This window comes from Anseongella ginsenosidimutans (assembly GCF_008033235.1).
Lineage (GTDB): Bacteria > Bacteroidota > Bacteroidia > Sphingobacteriales > Sphingobacteriaceae > Anseongella > Anseongella ginsenosidimutans.
In genome coordinates, this window is record NZ_CP042432.1 from 4,071,851 (window position 1) to 4,091,229 (window position 19,379).

General features: G+C 50.2%; 19 protein-coding genes and 1 pseudogene. 10 read left to right on the forward strand and 10 right to left on the reverse strand.

What is annotated here, in order from left to right:
- Window positions 1–31 precede the first annotated feature (31 nt).
- The 7 genes and pseudogenes from FRZ59_RS17210 to FRZ59_RS17240 all read left to right on the forward strand — a co-directional run bounded on the left by FRZ59_RS17210 (window position 32) and on the right by FRZ59_RS17240 (window position 5,952).
- Window positions 32–817, forward strand: a complete 786-nt coding sequence (locus FRZ59_RS17210) for an endonuclease/exonuclease/phosphatase family protein (protein ID WP_132129679.1) — start codon at window positions 32–34, stop codon at window positions 815–817.
- A gap of 39 nt (window positions 818–856) precedes the next feature.
- Entirely contained in the window at window positions 857–2,005 is a 1,149-nt protein-coding gene (locus FRZ59_RS17215) for a baeRF7 domain-containing protein (RefSeq protein WP_132129680.1), read from the forward strand.
- A gap of 32 nt (window positions 2,006–2,037) precedes the next feature.
- Window positions 2,038–2,508 (forward strand): DUF2267 domain-containing protein, encoded by a 471-nt coding sequence (locus FRZ59_RS17220; protein ID WP_132129681.1) that lies wholly within the window; start codon window positions 2,038–2,040, stop codon window positions 2,506–2,508.
- A 90-nt stretch (window positions 2,509–2,598) separates the two neighbouring features.
- Window positions 2,599–3,392: pseudogene (locus tag FRZ59_RS17225) on the forward strand (SDR family oxidoreductase).
- Between the two features lie 10 nt (window positions 3,393–3,402).
- On the forward strand, window positions 3,403–3,906 hold the full coding sequence (locus FRZ59_RS17230; RefSeq protein ID WP_132129683.1) for a hypothetical protein: 504 nt from the start codon (window positions 3,403–3,405) through the stop codon (window positions 3,904–3,906).
- 4 nt (window positions 3,907–3,910) lie between these two features.
- Window positions 3,911–4,357, forward strand: a complete 447-nt coding sequence (locus tag FRZ59_RS17235) for a DUF421 domain-containing protein (RefSeq protein ID WP_132129684.1) — start codon at window positions 3,911–3,913, stop codon at window positions 4,355–4,357.
- Between the two features lie 35 nt (window positions 4,358–4,392).
- Window positions 4,393–5,952 carry an FAD-dependent oxidoreductase gene (locus tag FRZ59_RS17240; RefSeq protein ID WP_132129685.1) on the forward strand — a complete coding sequence of 520 codons (1,560 nt, stop codon included), beginning with the start codon at window positions 4,393–4,395 and terminating at the stop codon, window positions 5,950–5,952.
- A 90-nt stretch (window positions 5,953–6,042) separates the two neighbouring features.
- Here the strand turns inward: FRZ59_RS17240 and FRZ59_RS17245 are convergent, their stop codons facing one another.
- On the reverse strand, window positions 6,043–6,336 hold the full coding sequence (locus FRZ59_RS17245) for a hypothetical protein (protein WP_132129686.1): 294 nt from the start codon (window positions 6,334–6,336) through the stop codon (window positions 6,043–6,045).
- 41 nt (window positions 6,337–6,377) lie between these two features.
- On the reverse strand, window positions 6,378–6,950 hold the full coding sequence (locus FRZ59_RS17250) for a hypothetical protein (protein WP_192901584.1): 573 nt from the start codon (window positions 6,948–6,950) through the stop codon (window positions 6,378–6,380).
- Between the two features lie 241 nt (window positions 6,951–7,191).
- Here FRZ59_RS17250 and FRZ59_RS17255 point away from each other — a divergent pair, with 241 nt between their 5' ends.
- Entirely contained in the window at window positions 7,192–7,944 is a 753-nt protein-coding gene (locus tag FRZ59_RS17255) for an SRPBCC family protein (protein WP_158640664.1), read from the forward strand.
- Between the two features lie 35 nt (window positions 7,945–7,979).
- Here the strand turns inward: FRZ59_RS17255 and FRZ59_RS19575 are convergent, their stop codons facing one another.
- The 5 genes from FRZ59_RS19575 to FRZ59_RS17275 form a co-directional block, all read right to left on the reverse strand.
- Window positions 7,980–9,203 carry an alpha-amylase family glycosyl hydrolase gene (locus tag FRZ59_RS19575; protein WP_262713139.1) on the reverse strand — a complete coding sequence of 408 codons (1,224 nt, stop codon included), beginning with the start codon at window positions 9,201–9,203 and terminating at the stop codon, window positions 7,980–7,982.
- Window positions 9,149–9,589 (reverse strand): alpha-amylase family glycosyl hydrolase, encoded by a 441-nt coding sequence (locus tag FRZ59_RS19580; protein ID WP_262713140.1) that lies wholly within the window; start codon window positions 9,587–9,589, stop codon window positions 9,149–9,151. The genes FRZ59_RS19575 and FRZ59_RS19580 overlap by 55 nt, the downstream gene beginning before the upstream one ends.
- 11 nt (window positions 9,590–9,600) lie before the next feature.
- Window positions 9,601–11,244: an alpha-amylase family protein gene (locus FRZ59_RS17265; protein WP_132129689.1), complete on the reverse strand. Its 1,644-nt coding sequence runs from the start codon at window positions 11,242–11,244 to the stop codon at window positions 9,601–9,603.
- A gap of 4 nt (window positions 11,245–11,248) precedes the next feature.
- On the reverse strand, window positions 11,249–12,220 hold the full coding sequence (locus FRZ59_RS17270) for a TIGR03885 family FMN-dependent LLM class oxidoreductase (RefSeq protein ID WP_132129690.1): 972 nt from the start codon (window positions 12,218–12,220) through the stop codon (window positions 11,249–11,251).
- Window positions 12,221–12,286: 66 nt separating this feature from the next.
- The gene (locus FRZ59_RS17275; RefSeq protein WP_132129691.1) at window positions 12,287–12,643 is read right to left on the reverse strand and encodes a nuclear transport factor 2 family protein; all 357 of its coding nucleotides are present in this window, start codon (window positions 12,641–12,643) and stop codon (window positions 12,287–12,289) included.
- A 273-nt stretch (window positions 12,644–12,916) separates the two neighbouring features.
- Here FRZ59_RS17275 and FRZ59_RS17280 point away from each other — a divergent pair, with 273 nt between their 5' ends.
- The gene (locus tag FRZ59_RS17280) at window positions 12,917–14,149 is read left to right on the forward strand and encodes a sensor histidine kinase (protein ID WP_158640665.1); all 1,233 of its coding nucleotides are present in this window, start codon (window positions 12,917–12,919) and stop codon (window positions 14,147–14,149) included.
- Window positions 14,150–14,153: 4 nt separating this feature from the next.
- On the forward strand, window positions 14,154–14,750 hold the full coding sequence (locus FRZ59_RS17285) for a response regulator transcription factor (RefSeq protein WP_158640666.1): 597 nt from the start codon (window positions 14,154–14,156) through the stop codon (window positions 14,748–14,750).
- Between the two features lie 25 nt (window positions 14,751–14,775).
- On the opposite strand, the gene FRZ59_RS17290 is transcribed toward FRZ59_RS17285, so the two are convergent.
- The 3 genes from FRZ59_RS17290 to FRZ59_RS17300 form a co-directional block, all read right to left on the reverse strand.
- On the reverse strand, window positions 14,776–16,215 hold the full coding sequence (locus FRZ59_RS17290; RefSeq protein WP_132129694.1) for a sulfatase family protein: 1,440 nt from the start codon (window positions 16,213–16,215) through the stop codon (window positions 14,776–14,778).
- A 191-nt stretch (window positions 16,216–16,406) separates the two neighbouring features.
- Window positions 16,407–17,312 carry a BT_3044 domain-containing protein gene (locus FRZ59_RS17295; protein WP_132129695.1) on the reverse strand — a complete coding sequence of 302 codons (906 nt, stop codon included), beginning with the start codon at window positions 17,310–17,312 and terminating at the stop codon, window positions 16,407–16,409.
- 23 nt (window positions 17,313–17,335) lie between these two features.
- Entirely contained in the window at window positions 17,336–19,366 is a 2,031-nt protein-coding gene (locus FRZ59_RS17300) for a RagB/SusD family nutrient uptake outer membrane protein (RefSeq protein WP_132129696.1), read from the reverse strand.
- Window positions 19,367–19,379 lie beyond the last annotated feature (13 nt).

Sequence of the window (19,379 nt, forward strand, 5' to 3'; positions counted from 1 at the left end):
AATGCTATCTTTACCCGCAAAAGTGTTCATAATGCGACTTGAAAGACATCCTGGTTTCCTGTGCTTCCTCGCCTTTGTTTCCCTGCTCTTGATTTCTAATCTGCCGGCAGCCGCCCAAACCCTGTACGTGATGAGCTATAATATTCATCATGGGGCCGACCGCGCGGAGAAGCCGACCCTGGAAGAGATCGGGCGCTTTATCAAAACATCGGGAGCGGACCTGATAGGATTGCAGGAAGTTGACAGCCTTTGCGGGCGTTCAGGCAACGTGGACCAGATGAAAGAGCTGGCGGCGATTACCGGGATGCATTATGCTTTTGTCAGGCACTTCGCTTACGACGGAGGCGCCTATGGGTTGGGCATACTCTCCCGCTACCCTGTTTCCGAGGTGAAAAATCACCGGATCACCTCGCTTTCAAAAGCAGGAAAGGGTTCGCTTGCCTTGCTTTCGGCAGTCATTACCTTACCGGGGAAGAAGAAAGTGCAGTTTGCCACCGTCCATTTCGCCCTTGATCAACCTACCCGCCTCACCCAGTCCGGTGAAACCATGGAATTCTTAAAAGGTTCGCTCCCGGTAATTCTTACCGGCGACCTCAATGCCGAACCAGGGCAGGAAGAAATTACGCAGTTGGGGAAGATTTTTTCGTTCGGCGGCCTTCACAGCGGGCCCACCTATCCCGACCAGGAGCCGGTAAAAAAAATCGATTACATCCTGGTGAGCAAAGACCACCTGAAAAAATTTACGCGAACAAAGGTATGGGAAGGCGTTCAGCATTCAGATCACCTGCCTTTATCAACTGAAGCGAAGCTGAGATAGCAGCCGCCTTTCTGGCACCATTATGGGACCAGGTTGTTTATGCAACCTTTATCAGCAACCGACTTTACAAAACTGGCCACTTTCCGGTCTTCGCCGGCCATTTCCATCTATATTCCCACGCATCGATCAGGGGTGGAAGTGAACGAGCTTCAGGACGCGCAATTATTCAAGAGCCTGCTCCAGGAAACGCGGAAAAAGCTGGATGAACATGGAATGAAAAAGGGCGAAATAGCCCCTTTGGTCCAGGCAGGCGCAGACCTGTTGGAGGATGACGATTTCTGGCGGAACCAGCAGCAGAGTTTAGGCGTTTTTATGGGAAAAGATTTTTTCTTCGCTGTAAAAATGCCTGACAAGGTAAACAGCGAAGTTTTTGTCGGCCCCCATTTTCATGTGATTCCCCTGTTCCCGCTGCTGAAACCCAAGCCTTTTTTCTTCCTGGTGCTTAGTAAAGGGAATGCCCGCTTTTTCCGCGGCAACCGGTTTGGAATAGGGGAAATGGAGGTGAAGGGCCTTCCGAACGGAATCGATGACGTCATCCATTTCGAAGAAAAAGGCGGGCAGCAAACCTTCCGCCGCGGTGGCAACAAAGGGAAAGCCGCCTTCCACGGGCACGGTGCAGGCCTGGCGGACGAAGACGAATACATTGCGCTGTACCTGAAAGAAGTGGATCAGACGCTGATGACTGAGGTGCTTGCCGCAGAAAAGGCGCCGCTGCTGCTGGCGGGAGCCGAAGGAATGATCACCCGGTACAGGCAGGAATCCCGCTACCCGCATGTGGCGGCAATGAGCCTCCCGGGGAATCACGAACACGAGAATACCAGCGACCTGTTTGAAAAAGTCCTCCCGGTACTGCAGCCCTATTTCGAAGAGGATACGGAAAACGCGTTAAAAAACTATTATAATCATTCTGCCACTTCCCTTTCTTCTACTGATCCTTTCAAAGTATTCGCTGCCTGCTTTTACGGGAAGGTTTCCGACCTCTTCGTGGATGCGGGCCTTCACATAAGGGGCGTGTTTAACCCGGAAACCGGGCAGGCGAGCTTCCGGGAAAACTTCGGTATAGCTACTGACTGCCTTGTTAACCAGGGAGCGGTCCAGGCCTACCTGGCCAATGGCAATGTGCATGTGCTGAAAAAAGAAAAGATGCCGGAGGGAGGCAAGGTAGCGGCGTTTATGAGATATGCATAAATTTCTCAAAACAAACAGAAAGCGAGGTACTCATGACAACAAACCAGGCGCTGAATTTTGATAAGTACGCACAGGAAGGCAACCTGTTCATGCACGAACTCGGCGAAATGCTCAACCACCCCGGGGAGCAGGATCGCGCCCAGGCAGGGAGGCTGCTTCGGGCTGTTCTGCATACCCTCCGTGAGCATATCAGCGTAGGACAGTCCCTGAACCTGATCGCCCAGTTCCCCATGTTCCTCAAGGCGATCTATGTGGATCAATGGAAGCTTTCCGCTGATCGGGAAAGGATAAAAACGATGGAAGAATTTACGGGGGAGGTAGAGAACAAACAGCGTGAAGAAGGAGAAGTTAATTTTGACTGGAATGAACCTACCAGCACGCTGGTGGAAAAGGTCCTTATCTCCCTGGGCAAGTATGTCTCCGCGGGAGAGTTAAGCGACGTAGAAGCTGAACTTCCCGGCGAAATACGCCGCTTCCTGCAAGAGCGCGTGGGCGGTGAATAAAATTAATGCACGACTATGCAAAAATCAGAAGAAAAAAAGCCGCTGCAGCCTCCGCAACACCAGGCAAGACAGCCGGGTCTTGAGTCGGAGATGATCCCCCGCCCGGAATACGAAGGCGGACCCAAAACCTTTGCCGGCAGGCTTGAAGGGAAAAAAGCCATTATTACAGGAGGCGACAGCGGGATCGGACGCGCCGTAGCGGTGGCCTTTGCAAGGGAAGGCGCCGATATCTGCATCGCCTACCTGGACGAACAAAAGGACGCGGAAGAAACAAGAGCAGCCGTTGAAAAATTCAGCAGGACCTGTATCCTGGTACCCGGGGACCTCAGCAAGGAAGCCCATTGCAGGGAGGTGGCAGCTACTGCTGTGCGGGAACTCGGAGGCATTGACATCCTGGTAAATAACGCAGCTGTCCAGTTTCCTCAAAAAAGCCTGGAAGATATCACCTCCAGCCAGTTGGAGCAAACGTTCGCGATCAATATCTTTGCTCATTTCTACTTAAGCAAAGCCGTGCTGAAGTACCTGAAAGCGGGAAGCAGCATTATTAATACAACGTCGGTAACCGCCTACCGGGGAAGCGCCCATCTGATCGATTATGCGGCTACCAAGGGGCCATTGTATCCTTCACCCGTTCGCTCGCGTCCGCACTGGCCGAAAAGAAGATACGCGTAAACGGCGTGGCTCCCGGCCCCATATGGACACCACTGATCCCGGCCAGCTTCCCGGCGGAACACGTGGCGGAATTCGGTTCCGATGTTCCGCTAAAACGCCCCGGACAGCCGGAAGAAGTAGCGCCCTGCTATGTTTTCCTGGCTTCTGAGGATGCGAGTTATATGACCGGGCAGGTACTCCATCCGAACGGCGGAGAAATTGTTAACGGTTAAAAGCTGGCATATGCAGGAAGAAGACAAAATAGAACCCGTAAAGTCCCTTCCGCAGGTTAAAGAAAACCTGCCTTTACAGCGAACCGCCTTTAAAATACAAAAAGTATGCTGGGTAGTGATTTTGGCAGTTACGCTGCTGATCGGACTGGGCTTCTTCGGTAACGGGCCGGTAAGCAAGGTTATGTCGGCGAAAGAGAATATCACGCTGGAATACGAACGGTTTTCAAGGTACCAGGGCCAGATGAAAACAACCATTCATTTAGAGGGCGGCCCCCGCATCGCGAATATCCGGATTCCTATCACCTACCTGTCCGGTTTCAAACTGGAAACGGTATTTCCGGAAAGCTATGAAAGCAAAATCGAGGGCGATGCTATTGTTTATTCCTTTGATACTGGAAATAACCAGTCACTAACCATCCATTTCTTTGCTTGTCCTGAAAGATCCGGCCTTATCGAAGGAACCTGGACGGTGAACCAGCAGGCCTTCCCCTTAACCCATATTATTTATCCCTGAACACATGAACCCCTTAATCAGAGGCGTTGTTATTTACATCTTTCTCCTGGTATTGTTCAGGATACTTGGAAAGCGCAGCCTTTCCCAGATAACGACTTTCGATTTTGTCTTGCTTTTGGTGATCGGCGAGGTTACCCAGCAGGCCCTGCTTGGCGAGGATTATTCCATGACCAATGCCCTGGTCCTTATCGTGGTCCTGGTAGGCGTTGACCTTATATTATCAAAGTTAAAAGATAAGTTCAGCCTGCTGGCAAGAATGATCGAGGGCAGTCCGCTGATCATCGTGGAAAATGGCAAGCCGCTGAAAATACGAATGAAAAAGTCTGGTGTTGACGAAGAGGACATCCTGGAAGCAGCCCGCTTACGGTTCGGCCTCACCAAAATGGAAGAGATCAAATATGCCATCCTGGAACGGGATGGAGAAATTTCCATTATTCCGGCGGAAAAATAACGCCGCCCGGGACCACGACAACATAATTAGATATTATGGAAAGAGATTCTTCAACCAAGAGTATCTGGCAAACGCTGGAAAGCCCCGTGTTACCGCCGACGGTCCCCGGCAAAAACGACGTTTTTGATGTGGCGGTCATCGGAAGTGGCATTACTGGTTTAACTACGGCCTTCCTCCTTCAGGAAGCCGGCAAAAAATGTGTTCTCCTGGAGGCACGCACATTGGGATACGGGACCACCTCCGGAACTACCGCCCACCTGAATACCTATATTGATACTTCCTTTCATGCCCTGGAGAAAAAGTTCGGCAAAGAAAATACGCGCCTCACCGCAACCGCCCTGAAAGAAACCGTGGCAATGGTTTACGAGCTGGTCGCCCGCCTGGAAATATCCTGTGATTTCCTGTTCCGGGAAGGCATTGTTTTTTCGGGCAATGCCGAAGAGACCAGGGAGCTGGAAAAGATGGCGGAAGCATCTCTGGAGGCAGGCATCCCGGTTACTATGCCAACGGATACCTCGCTGAACGTTCCTTTCGAAAAATGCCTTTCTTTTCCCCAGCAGGCGCAATTCCATCCAATGAAATACATATATGGCCTTGCGGCAAAGTTTATAGAAGCGGGCGGGCTTATTATGGAAGAACAGCGGGTTACTGATATCGAAGGAGATGACAGTCCTTACCTGCTGTTAACGGAAAAAGCCCCATTGCGGGCCAGGGAAGTAGTTTATGCAACTCACATTCCTCCGGGTGTAAACCTGCTTCATTTTTACTGCGCGCCTTACAGGAGTTATGTGCTGGGAATGCAGCTGCAGGAGGAAGATCAGTACCCTGAAAGCCTTGTATACGATCTCCAATCCCCTTATCATTACTTAAGAACGCAGCAAACAGACGGAAAAAATTACCTGATCCTTGGCGGGGAGGATCATAAAACGGGTGAAGGTGCTGATCCCGGTCAGTCCTTTCTCCGCCTCGAAAATTATGCGAGAACTCATTTCGGAATACGTTCGGTTGATTTCAAATGGTCGGCGCAATATTATGTTCCCGCTGACGGGCTTCCCTATATCGGGCGCCTGCCCGGCAGAACCGGGCCTGTCTACGTCGCCACCGGCTTTGGCGGAAACGGCATCACTTTCGGCAGCCTGTCAGGAAAAATCATTTCAGATCTTATTATACAAGGAAGCAGCCCCTATGAAGAACTGTTCCGGCCGGGGCGGGTAAAGCCGGTGGCCGGCTTTAAAAATTTCCTGAAGGAAAACGCGCAGGTAATAAAACACTTTATCACGGACAGGATCGTTACGGGAGAGCTGCAAAACCTGGCGGAACTGGACCGCGGAGAAGCTACGATCGTCAACTACCAGGACAAAAAGCTGGCGATGTACAAAAATGCCGCGGGTGAAATCATGGCTCTGAGCCCGGTTTGCCCGCATGCCAAATGTTTTGTTCAGTGGAACCCGGCAGAAACCAGCTGGGATTGCCCCTGCCACGGTTCCCGTTTCAGCCCGCAGGGTGACGTCCTGACAGGACCCGCCGTAACGGGCCTGGAACGCGTAGACACCCGGGGGCCGGAATTCCGGGAACACAAGAAACCGGGGCAGTAATGAGCGATGCATTCCAGAAGTAACGCTGCAACACCATGATTCGGGCAATAGCGGGCAATAGCGCGTTGTAAATTAGCCGCGGAAATTGCTTTATTCGTCCGCTGAATCCCGGTCTATCAATTTATTAAATCGGCTTTCCCCTCCTCCGGCCCCTTCTTCCTGATAAAGAAAGGCAAGGTTTTTCTCCTCGAACTTTTCGAAAAATTCCTCCCAGGAGATCTGTTCCAGCGCCTCCTCTTTTCCATCAGGAAAATCGATCCTTAAAAGGCCGGGAGCGTCATCCTGGCCCGTGCTTTTCACATGCGCTGGTTTTCCGCCTCTTTTTTCGGCCCATTCCCTGATAGTGGTATGGTCAGTAGTGATGGTTGATCCTTTCGACGACATAATGGTTATACTTTAAGTTTACAATTCCTGTTTCGGTGGTTTTAAAAAACTTCGGCCGGTTCCCTTTTCTTTTTCGGTTTGGCGCTTGTTTTTTTAGCCTTTTCCTTTACCGCTGCCTTCTCCTTTTCCAACTCTTCCGGTTCCATTTCAAGCTGTTCTATTAATTTACGCAGCAAGCGGATCAACCGGTTTCGCTGTCCTTTTTCACTTACGCTCCATTTATCCTTATCCGCCCGTTTATGGGCCAGCTTGTATTTAAGCCCTGTCATAGCAGTGGTATAGCTGTTCGCATCCAGCTTCCGTACATGCTGGTGCGCGAGGATATACCAATGGTATTCGGTCCCAACGGGTACACCCGAGCCTTTAGGGGCTTTGCCTGCCCGCCGTTTGGTTACACCAAAGGACATTTTCCACATGTCCGGGGTTAATTTGGTTTCTTTCCATACTCCCTGGTCATAATGCCATTTATGTCCCCGGCCAATCTTCATCCCCGTATAAAGCCGGCCTTCGTATTCCTTGAATTCGTTATAGGACACGGAAAGATCCTTTTCCGCTTCTTTGTCTTGTCCTTCTTTGTTTTTTCCAGCCCCTGCTGAAGATGGTTTCTTTGCCATTAGCTACGGTTTTAGTGATAGCTTCTGATAACCTCATCAAAAACGACAAAAATGGTGCCCCCTCCTTGCGCCGCCGGACCTGCTTTTCGCTGAGACATTTTCTACACAACTGTTTCATAAATATCCCGTCAAAACCTGCGTAAATACCCCGCCACAACCTGCGCGAACCCTTTCCGCCCGCCCAGCCGCTTAAAAGCAAAAGCAGCAAGGTTTTGGAATAAGAGAAAGGAAAACAATGATCATGGAAAATACCTTTCAAGCGAATCCGCCGGTTGGCGGAACCAATGTAATTAACGTGGGAAAGCTGGAGCGAATGGCCTCTATAGGAATGGGGATGGGCCTTTTATGCAGCGCTCTCCGAAGCAAAGGTTTTTTTAAGTATGCGGCCATTTTGGGGGCCGGCGGCTACCTGCTCTATCGCGGAGCCTCCGGGAACTGTCCACTCTCGTCCAGCATGGGGATAAGGGGCGGACAGGGCACTAACCTGCACGGAAAACGCGCTGCGCTTATTGAGATCAACAGCTTTCTTACTGTGAACAGGCCGAGGGAAGCTGTCTATACTTTCTGGCGAAAACTTGAAAATCTCCCCCGCTTTATGACTCACCTGGAAAAGGTGGAAGCAACCGATGAAAGGCATTCGCGTTGGACGGCAAAATTCCCCGGCGCCCCCGGCAGTATCAGCTGGGACGCAGAGATAATCCGGGATGAAGAAGGCTCTCTGATCGCCTGGCGCTCCCTGCCCGGCTCAACGATTGAAAACGCCGGAGAGGTGACCTTCACAGATGCTCCCGGCGAGCGCGGAACGGAAGTAGAGGTACGCATCAGCTATCGCCCGCCGGCCGGGAACCTGGGTGAGGGTGTGGCCAGGCTTCTGAACCCAGTTTTGGAGGATCTGATCAGGGAAGATATCCGCAATTTCAAGCAGTACCTGGAATCAGGTGAAATACCCGCTATCAAGGATCAGGCTTCGGCAGGGCAAACCCCGGGATCATAAAAGGGTGATGCGCTGCCTGCGGGCGGTATTCACACCTAATGATCCTGGCAATTAACCAGGATGCCTTCATTCCCTCTTAGAGTGATCTTATTCGATACTTCCGCACCTTCTTTATCCGGGTGTGTGCCTAGCGCTACTTTCCCGTTAACTTCTATATCGTTTATCTCCAGGGATTGCCGCCTGGAACCCAGGTTAAGGGCAACCAGCCACTTTTGTTTTCCTTGCCGCCGGATATAGGCAAGTATGTTTCCCTCTGCTTCCAGGGGCCGGAAATTACCTGCGTTTAAAGCGGGTGTTGTATTCCGGAGTTTGATAAGCCTTTTATAAAAGCGAAGCATGGAATCTTCGTCTTCCAACTGAACGCTTACATTAACTTTTTGGTAATTCCTTCCCAGGGGCAGCCAGGGTGTACCATTGGTAAAGCCGGCATGGTCTTCCGCATTCCATTGCATTGGGGTTCTTTCAGGATCCCGTCCCAGTCCCAGGCCGGGAATATTCTTTTCATGCGGGTCCTGGATCTTCTTCCGGGGAATAAAGACGTTTTTCATGCCCAGCTCATCTCCATAATACATGGTTGGGGTGCCGCGCAGGGTCAGCAGCAGCATTGCAGCTATTTTTGCCTGCTTAGCGCCCACGCGGGTAGCGATCCGGTGTTTATCATGATTTCCAAGTACCCAGTTGGGCCAGGCGCCTTCCGGCAGCGCGCCTTCGTACTGGTCAATAGCGGCCGCAATTTCCCTCGCATCCCAGGGAAGCGTGATCAGCTGAAAATTAAAGGGCAAATGCGCCTCTTCATTATTATCGCCGTAATACGTGACGAGCGATTTTACCGGCAGGTATATCTCTCCGATGAGTACGCGTTCCTGGTACTCATTGGTTACCTTGCGCATGCCGGCAACAATATCATGCACTTCAGGCTGGTCCACCGAATAGGTAGGCAGGAAACGCATATAGGGCGACATTCCCTTGGTAAAAGCGGGGTTAGGCGGGTTGTTCCTGAGGCGCTTATCCTTGATCATATGCCACATAACATCTACGCGGAACCCGTCCACTCCTTTGTCCAGCCAGAAACGCATCGTATCGTGCATTTCCTTCTGAACTTGCGGGTTCCTCCAGTTCAGGTCTGGCTGTTCCTTCAGATAGGAATGAAAATAGTATTGTCCTGTGGACTCATCCCATTCCCAGCCGGAACCGCCGAAAGCACTCAGCCAGTTGTTAGGAGGCCCTCCCCGGGAGCCGGGTCGTACCAAAGGTACCAATCCCTTTTCGAATTATCCCGCGAGGACCGGGACTCTGTAAACCAGGGGTGTTCTTCGGAAGTATGGTTAGGCACCAGGTCCATGATCAGCTTCATATCTTTCGCGTGAATCTGTTCCAGGAGCTGGTCGAAATCTTTCATGGTGCCGAACAGCGGATGAATGTCTTTATAATCGGAAATATCGTAGCCGAAATCTGCCATCGGCGAAGGGTACACCGGGGATAACCATACCGCCCTGATACCCAGCTCCTGCAGATAATCCAGCTTGCGAAGGACGCCCTGCAGATCGCCGATCCCGTCATTATCCGTGTCCATGAACGACCTTGGGTAAACCTGGTAAATGATCCCTTTATGCCACCATAAGTGATTTGTTTTCGTACGCTTCATTTAAGAATAATTTAGGATAAGAATGAGCTGTAACGGAACCAACGGTATCCATATTTATTGAGGTGGATCCTTCTGGACCCCGGGTCAAAGGCTTCGTACACCTTATCCCCGAAAACATCGATCAGGTGAATTATTTCTTTGTCTGCCAGCGATTTTCCTTCAAGCACAATATCGCATTCCCGGGAAGAGAAATTGTGAACGGCCAGCGAAAACCCTTCTTTCCATCTGCAGCAATGAATCATTACCGCGGGATCGCCGGAAGGGATTATCTCATATTCGCCCCTTCCGAATTCAATGCATTCTTTACGCACGCTAATAGCCCGCTTTATCCAGTCCAGGAAGGAATTCGTTTCGCGCATCTGGCGGTGTACATTTAAGACCTGGTAGCCATACTCACCTTCGCGGATAACGGGCATCACCAGCTGCTCCGGGCTTGCCCTGGAAAACCCGCCGTTTTCTTCCTCAGACCATTGCATAACTGTACGTACGCTATTTCGTTCCTTGAGACTAAGATCATCCCCCATACCAATCTCATCGCCGTAACGGAAAACAGGCGTACCCGGCAATGAAAACAATAAGCTGTAGGCAAGCTCCAGGCGCTGCCTGTCGTTTTTAAACATGGGCGGCAGCCGGCGTCTTATCCCCCTGTTATAGATCCGCATGTTTTCTTCCGGGGCGAAGGCCGCGTAAACCTCCTCCCTTTCTTTTTTCTTCAAACGTTCCAGGTCCAGTTCATCATGATTCCGAAGGAACGTGGCAAACTGTTCCCAGCCTCCCGGACGGGGTAGTTTCTTCAATGCTTTGATCACCGGCCCCGCCTCCTCCCGTGCAAATGCCAGGAAAAGGAAATTATCCAGGTAAAAGTTAAACAGCATATGCATCTGGTCTGCCTCTCCGAAAAAATCGCGGTAATGTTCCGGCTCGGTATCTACTTCGGCCAGCAAGAGGGCGTCTTTCCTTTGTTCTTCCACGAAATTCCGCCATTCCCGGAGAAGATTATGCGGGTCATGCCCGAATTTTTCTTTCCCTTTTTCCCGCAGCATATGTGGAACAGCGTCCATCCGGAAGCCGGCAACGCCTAACTTGAGCCAGAAACGCATGATCCACCTGATCTCTTCCTGCACGTCGGGGTTGGTCATATTAAGATCCGGCTGGTGACGGTAAAAAGTATGGTAATACCAGGCCTGGGCCATCTCATCATATTCCCAGTTACCTCCCTGCTCTTTGCCGAAAACAGTATCCGGGCTGGATTGGCGCGGCTCGTTTTCCAGCCATATATAATAGTTCCTGTATTTGCAATTTTTGTCTTCGCGGGCCCGAAGAAACCAGGGATGCTGGTTGGACGTATGGTTTACCACCAGGTCAACCAGTACCCGGATGCCTCTGTCCCCCGCCTTATCCACGAATTCAACGAAGCTCCCGAGGTTTCCAAGGTCGGGGTCCACGCTATAGTAATCAGAGATATCATATCCGTTATCTTTTTGAGGAGAAGGATAAAAGGGCTGCAGCCAGATGCAGGTGATCCCCAGACCGGCCAGGTAGTCCAGCCTGTGTTCAAGCCCTCTGAAGTCGCCTTCTCCATCGCCATTGGAATCCATAAAAGTTTTAACGTCCAGGGAATAGATGATCGCATTCTTATACCAGTTGCTGGCCATACTGTTACGGTTTAAAAATGGGTAAAACCTTATCTCCGAACACTTCAATGAATTGCTCCTGTTCGGTATTTACATTATGAAGAATAATGAGTTCAAAGCCCAGCTGCGCGTAACGCTCAATCCATTCCGCATGCACTCCCGGTTCAGCGGAAATGTGGACATAACGGTCCAGGTCCGCAGGCTTTATAAATTTTGCCGCCTGTTCGAATTGCCAGGGAAACCGCAGCTCGCTTAGCATGCTACTGTTGAAAATATTGGACTTCCATTGCGAAAACGCCCCATATCGCGCCTTTTCATCATTGCTGTCATAGGAAAGCTGTACTTTTAAAAACATCGGTTTTCCGGCTCCTCCGCCTTCCTGGAAAGCCTCTACTACCTTTTCCAGCTGATCCATTGGCTGAGAGATAGTAATCAGCCCGTCAGCCCAGCCCCCCATCCAGCGCGCCGTTTCCGGGGTAATGGCGGCGCCGATAACCGGGGGGATTTTTTCGGGAAGCGTGTATAGCCTGGCTTCTTCCACTTTTACGAGACCGTCCCAGGTGACGGTTTCACCGGCCCACAAAGCCCTGATAATGTCCACGCATTCCTTCAGCCGGTCGTTACGGATGGCCTTGCCCGGCCATTTTTCGCCCGTAATTGATTCGTTCAGCGCCTGCCCGCTCCCCTGTCCGAGCCAAAACCTTCCGGGATACATCTCGCATAACGTGGCCGCCGCCTGTGCGATAATAGCCGGGTGGTAACGCTGACCGGGCGCATTAACGATACCGAAATTCAATGAGGTGGCCTGGAAAGCCGCACCGAGCCAGGTCCAGGCGAAGCCTGACTGGCCCTGCTTCCTGCTCCAGGGGCAGAAATGATCAGAAGAAAGGGCCGTGTGAAATCCGGCCCTTGCGGCAAATAAGGCATAATCAAGCAATTCACCGGGCCGGAACTGCTCGTGGGAAACATGGTATCCAATTTTTGGGTTGGCAGGCATATCCGAAAACAGTACAGAATCATGCCAGTTTGCCGGTGGCGCCTGCCGCGCCTGTATTCCGGGAACCTATTTTTCTTTTGGCTGCTCAAAAACCATATAGCTCTTTATTTCTCTTACCTTGCCGTTTTCAAGCTCATACACATCGCAGAAATAACTGTTTTTAAGACTGCCGTCCTTTTCTTTGCTGGTCACCGAACCGGTAGCTGCAACTTTATTCCCTTCTTCAATAATGTCCTCAATTCCGCTGGAAGTCATTTCAGGAACTGATTTAAAGAATTCCCTGATGGCATCTTTTCCCGGCGCCAGGTTAAAAAAACCCGGCCACCCCATTTTTACATCTTCTGTCATATATGACAAAGCCGTTTCCAGGTCTGCGGCCAAAAAAGCGTCCACGACCTTTTTTACTGTTTCCTTGTTGTTCATTGTTTTGAGTGTTGATTATGTACAAAAATGGCAGGATTCTTTTTTATGCGAAGGGTGCAAAGACGGCAATCTTCGGGTCAAATGCGACGCCCGAAAAAAATTTCTTTCAAAAACAGGAACCGATCAGTACCTTTATCCAAACAATAAGATTATTTTAATATACGAAGAGACCTATACGTCAATCCTCATTGAATTCTTTCCTGAAAGCATACCAGCTAGTGTGCCGGGATGCTTTTCCTGAGCATTTGCCGTGCGGATCTTTACTTCTTGCCTATGCTGAAGAAGATTTATCATTATCTGGCCGGAGATAGTCTATCATACAGTTTTGAACACCGGGTGTTCAACCTCACCAGTTTCATTATTATGGTATTTGGTATGCAAGCCGCCATTCTTAATTATCTGATAGGTTTGCATATAGTTACCGTTTGGCTGGCCATATCCGGCTCGGTGGTATCTGCCTCACTTTTTTATCTGTCACGGGTACGTAAATGGTTTACGGCGACTACCATTTTTGTCTTTATAACGGCCACTATCTTCGTTCTTGGAGGATCGTATTTTTATAACGGCGGCTCATCAAGTCCTGTTTTGTACTTTTTGTTCGTGCTTTTAAACATCTTTTTACTGATTGCTTCGCGAAAACACCAGCTGTTAATTTACGGACTGCTGGCAGGCGCCATCCTTGCTCTTTTATTGCTGGAATACTATTTTCCGGAAATGGTGGTGCCCTACTCCTCTTTTGAGGAGCGGATGACTGATCATATTACCTTATTAATTTATTGCCCCCTCTTCACCATGGTTGTTATTGTCCTGTTTCGCCGCAGTTATGACTGGGAACAGGAAATGGTACTGAGGCAAAAGCAAAAACTGGAAGAAGTTAACCGCATTACAACAGAAAAGAACGAATACATCGAATCGCTCATCAGGGAACTGCATCACCGGGTGAAAAACAACCTGCAAATAGTATCCGGCTTATTGTCGCTGCAGTCCAACCGCCTGCAGGACAATAATGCGAGAATGGCGCTGGAAGAAGGAAAAACCAGGGTGGACGCCATAGCGATGATCCATCAAAAACTTTATATGGATAACGCCCTGGCTACGGTAAACATAGAGGAATACCTTAGCAACCTTTCTTCTTCGCTGGCGAATAGCTTCGGCTATGATGCCGCCTGCATTCATACAGATATCCGGTTGAATAACCATTCAATGGGTATTGACATGGCCATACCCATCGGCTTAATAGTAAATGAGCTGGTAACCAATTCCTTTAAACATGCTTTTCAGGAAACTACCGAACCCCGTATAGTAGTAAGCTTACAGGAACGACAGGAAAAGCTGCTTGAGTTAACCGTTGCCGATAATGGAAAAGGGCTGGGTGATCCGGAAAAACTGAAAGATTCAGATTCCTTTGGCATGAAGCTGCTTCGGATACTGGTTGAACAAATAAACGGGGCAATGACCATCCGGCAAGATGCAGGAACCGCCTTTACTATTGAAATACGCGCCTGATACGATGAAAAAAAATGCCTGTGTCCTTATTGTCGAAGATGAGCTGATCACCGCTGAAAGCATTGCCGAGTTGCTGGCCCAGGAAGGATATAAAATAGCCGGTACCGCCAAGGACGCCGCGAAAGCGCTGGATATCTGCGCGCTGGCAGAAGATACTCCCCAGGTTGTTATTTGTGATATCAATATCAAAGGAGAGATTAAAGGAATATCGTTGGCAAGGCAGCTGAAGGAACTATTCGGTTGTGAAATTATTTTTCTGACTGCCTACTCGGACACAAAAACACTCAAAGAAGCGTTTGAAGCCGAACCGGTCATGTATGTGGTAAAACCTTACAGCGACACCCAATTATTGGTAGCGGTACAAATGGCCTTTCATAAAGTATTTAAAAAAGAGAATATAGACAGGGGCAGCAAGCTGGTGCTTACCGAAAGGGAAAGAGAAATTGCCCAGCTGGTGGCTGACGGCCTGGCTTCCAAACAAATCGCCCAAAAGCTTCACATTAGCGTTGAAACGGTAAAAACCCACCGCAAACGCATGCTGCAGAAAAACAGCATTTACAATTTTCCCCAGCTGGTTTATTTAATGACGCAGGAAGCCTGACCTTGCAGAGGTATACCTCCGGAGGTTATGGTTTTAAAATGACTTCGGTTGCTCCTGTGGCTGATCCGGGCATTTCGCCGCGGACCTTTTCGCCCCGGAGGCGTTCGCCGGTTTCACGGTCAAACCAGTCGGTGGTAAGGTTTGCGGGGATATTGTCTTTTGTCTCTTTTTGCCATTGATGCAATACAGCCCGGAGCTGTTCCAGAGCTTCCCGGTATTCCGGTACGGAGGCAAGATTTACCAGCTGCATGGGATCCTTTGCGTTATCATACAGCTCCTCATAAGGTCTGGGAGCCATAAAGATGTCATTCTGGGCGGCTGTTAGCCTGCCCTCATCGCGTAATTTCTTCAGGTCGTCAAATGAGGGACTGGTATTTGAATCCGCGGGACCCTGGTTGCTCAGGGATGGGCGAGCATTGAAAATATAGAGAAATTCGCGTGTCCTGACCATTCTTTCATAAGCTTCGTAATCGTGCCAGTTGTGTTCCGCGAATACATGTTCCCGGAAAGGAAGCGAAGGGTTGCTGAGGAGTTTCCTGAAGCTCTTGCCCTGGATTGCCCGAATAGATTCCACGCTTGCTATTTCCAGAAGCGTAGGCGCAATGTCCACCGCGCTGATCATGCTTTCGCTTACACTTCCCGGGTTATTTATTCCTTCTGTCCATTTTATAATGAAAGGTGTTTTTATGCCGCTATCGTACAACCTGGTTTTGTCACGCGGAAAGGGACGCCCGTTATCGGCCATGATGAGGATCAGGGTGTTCTTTTCAATACCCTGCGCCCTGAGTTCTTTCACTACTTCGCCTACGTAATGGTCCAGCCGCGAAATCTCATTGTAATAAGATGCAATATCCTCCCGGGTTGAACGGGTATCGGCCAGGTACGGCGGCACGATTACTTTATCAGGGTCATGCGGCGTATCGAAATCGTCGGCCTGCCATTTCCGGTGTGCGTCGGTGGAGGCAAACCATGCAAAGACAGGTTTGTCCCTCGGCCTCTCCCGTAAGCACCTCACCCATCTTTCCTCGCCGCCGGTTCCAGCTTCTTTCAGTTCATAAGCTTTGTCGAAAGCGCGTAAGGCGGGGGCGCCAAAATGAGACTTCCCTGCCTGCACCGTATAATAACCGGATTCTTTTAAAAGCAACGGAAAAGGCACCTGATCCTCCGGCAGTGGCGTATGTAATTCCGCTGCGCCTGTGTTGTGCGGATACCTGCCGCTGAGTATGCTGTTCCGGCTCGGGCTGCAGGAACTGATGGTTAAAAAGGCATTTTCAAAGCGAATACCTTCTTTCGCAATTTTATCTATATGAGGTGTCCTGACAAACGGGTTGCCATAACACCCGATATCGTTCCAGCTGACATCATCAGCAATGATAAAAATAATATGGGGTCTCTTAAGGGCCTGCCCTGCCGCCGGCTGAGCGGACAGCCCTATCAGCATAAAGAATAAAAAACTTCTTTGCATGTAGTTATTGCCCGTAAAAAATATAGCGCATTATATGCAATTTATAAAAAATCAGCAAATGTATATGCTATTGCATATAGGCAGAAGACCTTATACATCCGGGTGAAACCCTGGGGAGCCAGGTTCACTTCAGAAGCTGAGCGAAGCAATGGCCCGTCCAGGGAAACGCCCTTTAGACAAGTTACCGGTAATTACCTGACTTCCATGCGGAGTTCTTCCTGCATGAGATGTGTTTCTTCGTCGTCACCAATGGTGTATTCGTAAGACAGCAGGAAAACGTTGTAGGTCCGGCCAAAAGATTCTTCTTTGGTGAAGGTATTCGGATAATCCGGATCGTCATTTATTTGAGTCACTTTAATATTCTTATATGGTGAAATCAGTACGCGGTTGTCGCCGGTGACCTCCAGTACAATGGCCGTTTCATTGATCTTATCGACATCAGGCTCGTATGACTCGTTGCCGGCAATGACCCGTACTTTATTGCGGCTCAGGGGAAACATTTTTTTATTACCCGCGGTAACCGCGCTATCGAGGAGCCCGCGCATGGCATACAGACCATCGTCGGCTTGCGACGCGTAATCGTTTTTGAGAAGCACCTGGTAGAGGATGGTATTCTTATCCGCATTGATTTCATAGGCCGGATTGCTTTCCATCTTTAATGCAATGAAATAGGTGGTATCAGGGGATAACCCCTCCGGATTGATACTGACCATTGTTTTTCCTGTGCGTTCCCCCGCGGGAATGGTAACCGTATAGTCGGGGATTTCATAATGTTTCCCGGGCAACAACCGGGCGTACAGGCTGGAATCCGCATCGAATAGCGACCTGTTGTATAGGTCGAACTGTGCGGGATCCTCTGTTAGTTCAATGACGATATCCTCATTGGTCGCATGAGTCCCGCCGGCGGACACAGCGATATAGCCGGTAACGTCCTCTCCGGTAAGGGGAATTTCCTCTTCGAAAGTGTTGTAGTATTCACTACTGATGAGGGCGACCACATTTTTGTACATTTCCTTTTCGAACAACTCCTGGTCTTCACACGAAACTGATATCGTGGTAAGAGAAAGGATGGTAATTGCTATATAAATCCGTTTCATCTGTTTGTTTTTTATCGGTTAGCCTAATAGCCCGGATTTTGATCGAGTGAGGGCAATCTTCTCATTTCGGCGCGCGGTATGGGTACCCACACCAGCTTTTTGTTTACTTCCCGGGTGAGGAATGATGAGGTGCCCGGAATGACCCGTTGATAATAGGTTTCCTTTGTGGCGCCGTCCGGGTTCATGCCGCGTATGGGCTCCCGCTCTGTTTGCTCATAGATGCCCCAGCGGCGCACATCATAGAAGCGCCTGTTTTCCCACAGAAATTCGACCATGCGTTCGCGTTCGATTTGCTTTTGGACTTCATCCACACTGCCGATCTGGCCGTTTGTCAGCCCGGGCAGCCCGGCCCGGTAGCGGACCATGTTGAAGGCCCTTTTAATTTCCTCCGCGTCGCGGGATACCGTGTATTGCTGTCCGCCTAATTCTACCGTGTGGCTGCTCTCCAGCTTATTGAGAGCCTCCGCGTACGACAGCAGGATCTCCGCATAGCGAATAATGGGATAAGCTTTGCGGATATGCCGCGCACCCGTACCCAGCCATGCGTCCATGGGATGGTTGAATTTTTTGATAACGTATCCGGTGATCGGGTAATTCGGGGACGCGGCGCTTACTCCGCCGCGGCCATCGGCGCCCTGGTAATAATACATGGCGGTGTAGTTATTCGTCTCCGTGCTGGACAGTGCTTGCCAAACGGCTTCATTGAAGCCGACAGATGCGTAAAACCGCATTTCCCGGTTAGCATACATATTATACACCCCGGAATTGAGCGGATACCCGGAAAAAAACCGTGGTTCCGTAGTAAAGCCGGTTTCCGAATAATACCCATCGCCCGCAGCCTCCTCTATGGTGCGGCCATCGTCCATCAGGTAAGCATCAACTACTTTTTGAGTCACACAAAAGCGCCCCCAGCCACCGAGTGAAGGCGGGAACGAGCCTTTGCTGATGTATTCATTGATGTAACCGGTGTTTCTGCCCCAGATCAGCTCAGGGTTAATCGCAGCAACGGCTTCACCGGTAAAAATATCTGAATATGATTTAAACGCGTCAATGCCGGCGGCGCCATTCGGAAAGGTATTGTAAAAATCAGGATCTGACGTGACACCTTCGGGCAGGGCAGGCGTCTTATCATCGGCTGGTACCGTATAAAGCCGGTATTTTCCGAGGTCTATTACCCGCTTTGCTGCCGCGGCGGCCACCGCCCAGCGACGCTCATCGTATTGCTGGGATACGTAGTGTACACCATCGGTTGAGCGCGTCCAGTTACCAAAATAACTACTGGCCACCGGACCGCCATTGAAGAGGGGACTGGCGTGGATCAGGCGCAGCCGCGCCACCAGCGCCAATGCGGCTCCCCGGGTAGGGCGTCCAAAATCCAGGATGGAAACTTCATTGGGAAGTAACAGGGCCGCTTTTTCAAATTCCCCGCAGGTATATTCCATGGCTTCGTCGTAAGTGGCTCTGGGCCGGTCATAGTATTCGAGGGGTTCGTTGGTATTAACGACCTCATCGCCCAGCAGGATCGGCGGACCAAAATCCACGAGCAGGTTGTAATAGGCGTAGGCACGGATAAAGCGGGTATATCCTTCGATCCGGAGCCGGTCTGTATTCGAAAGGTCTTTGGGGCGGTCGAGGTTTTGCAGGATGGAGTTGCATTTCCGGATGATCTTGTAATAGTTGCCCCATTGGTTGAGATTATATTCGTTTGATGACCCGCCGCCGAAAAAATCCGGACTTATATTCCCGGTAGCGAAATCCATCCCGTAATAAACGTTTGCCGACCCGCCGCCGGTAAGCCCGTTAAAGCCCTCATCAGTGGCCATGGGCCCCGGGGTATAGCCGTAGCGAATGGTATTTGATTCGTCAGGAAACATCGCGGCAGCGCCCCACATATAGGCCTCCATGTAGCGGGCGTTTGCGAACGCCGAATCAATGTTAAATTCATCGTCAAAATAATCATCGATATTCAGGTAGTCTTTGCAGGAAGAGGCCACGATTATCAGCTGGATAATAAGGGCCGCTTTAGCGATGCGTTTTATAATTGAGGTTTTCATGTCTTTGATACTG

Coding starts and splice junctions, on each gene's coding strand:
- FRZ59_RS17210 (WP_132129679.1), top strand. CDS start 32: ATGCGACTTGAAAGACATCCTGGTTTCCTGTGCTTCCTCGCCTTTGTT.
- FRZ59_RS17215 (WP_132129680.1), top strand. CDS start 857: ATGCAACCTTTATCAGCAACCGACTTTACAAAACTGGCCACTTTCCGG.
- FRZ59_RS17220 (WP_132129681.1), top strand. CDS start 2,038: ATGACAACAAACCAGGCGCTGAATTTTGATAAGTACGCACAGGAAGGC.
- FRZ59_RS17230 (WP_132129683.1), top strand. CDS start 3,403: ATGCAGGAAGAAGACAAAATAGAACCCGTAAAGTCCCTTCCGCAGGTT.
- FRZ59_RS17235 (WP_132129684.1), top strand. CDS start 3,911: ATGAACCCCTTAATCAGAGGCGTTGTTATTTACATCTTTCTCCTGGTA.
- FRZ59_RS17240 (WP_132129685.1), top strand. CDS start 4,393: ATGGAAAGAGATTCTTCAACCAAGAGTATCTGGCAAACGCTGGAAAGC.
- FRZ59_RS17245 (WP_132129686.1), bottom strand. CDS start 6,336: ATGTCGTCGAAAGGATCAACCATCACTACTGACCATACCACTATCAGG.
- FRZ59_RS17250 (WP_192901584.1), bottom strand. CDS start 6,950: ATGGCAAAGAAACCATCTTCAGCAGGGGCTGGAAAAAACAAAGAAGGA.
- FRZ59_RS17255 (WP_158640664.1), top strand. CDS start 7,192: ATGGAAAATACCTTTCAAGCGAATCCGCCGGTTGGCGGAACCAATGTA.
- FRZ59_RS19580 (WP_262713140.1), bottom strand. CDS start 9,589: ATGAAGCGTACGAAAACAAATCACTTATGGTGGCATAAAGGGATCATT.
- FRZ59_RS17265 (WP_132129689.1), bottom strand. CDS start 11,244: ATGGCCAGCAACTGGTATAAGAATGCGATCATCTATTCCCTGGACGTT.
- FRZ59_RS17270 (WP_132129690.1), bottom strand. CDS start 12,220: ATGCCTGCCAACCCAAAAATTGGATACCATGTTTCCCACGAGCAGTTC.
- FRZ59_RS17275 (WP_132129691.1), bottom strand. CDS start 12,643: ATGAACAACAAGGAAACAGTAAAAAAGGTCGTGGACGCTTTTTTGGCC.
- FRZ59_RS17280 (WP_158640665.1), top strand. CDS start 12,917: ATGCTGAAGAAGATTTATCATTATCTGGCCGGAGATAGTCTATCATAC.
- FRZ59_RS17285 (WP_158640666.1), top strand. CDS start 14,154: ATGAAAAAAAATGCCTGTGTCCTTATTGTCGAAGATGAGCTGATCACC.
- FRZ59_RS17290 (WP_132129694.1), bottom strand. CDS start 16,215: ATGCAAAGAAGTTTTTTATTCTTTATGCTGATAGGGCTGTCCGCTCAG.
- FRZ59_RS17295 (WP_132129695.1), bottom strand. CDS start 17,312: ATGAAACGGATTTATATAGCAATTACCATCCTTTCTCTTACCACGATA.
- FRZ59_RS17300 (WP_132129696.1), bottom strand. CDS start 19,366: ATGAAAACCTCAATTATAAAACGCATCGCTAAAGCGGCCCTTATTATC.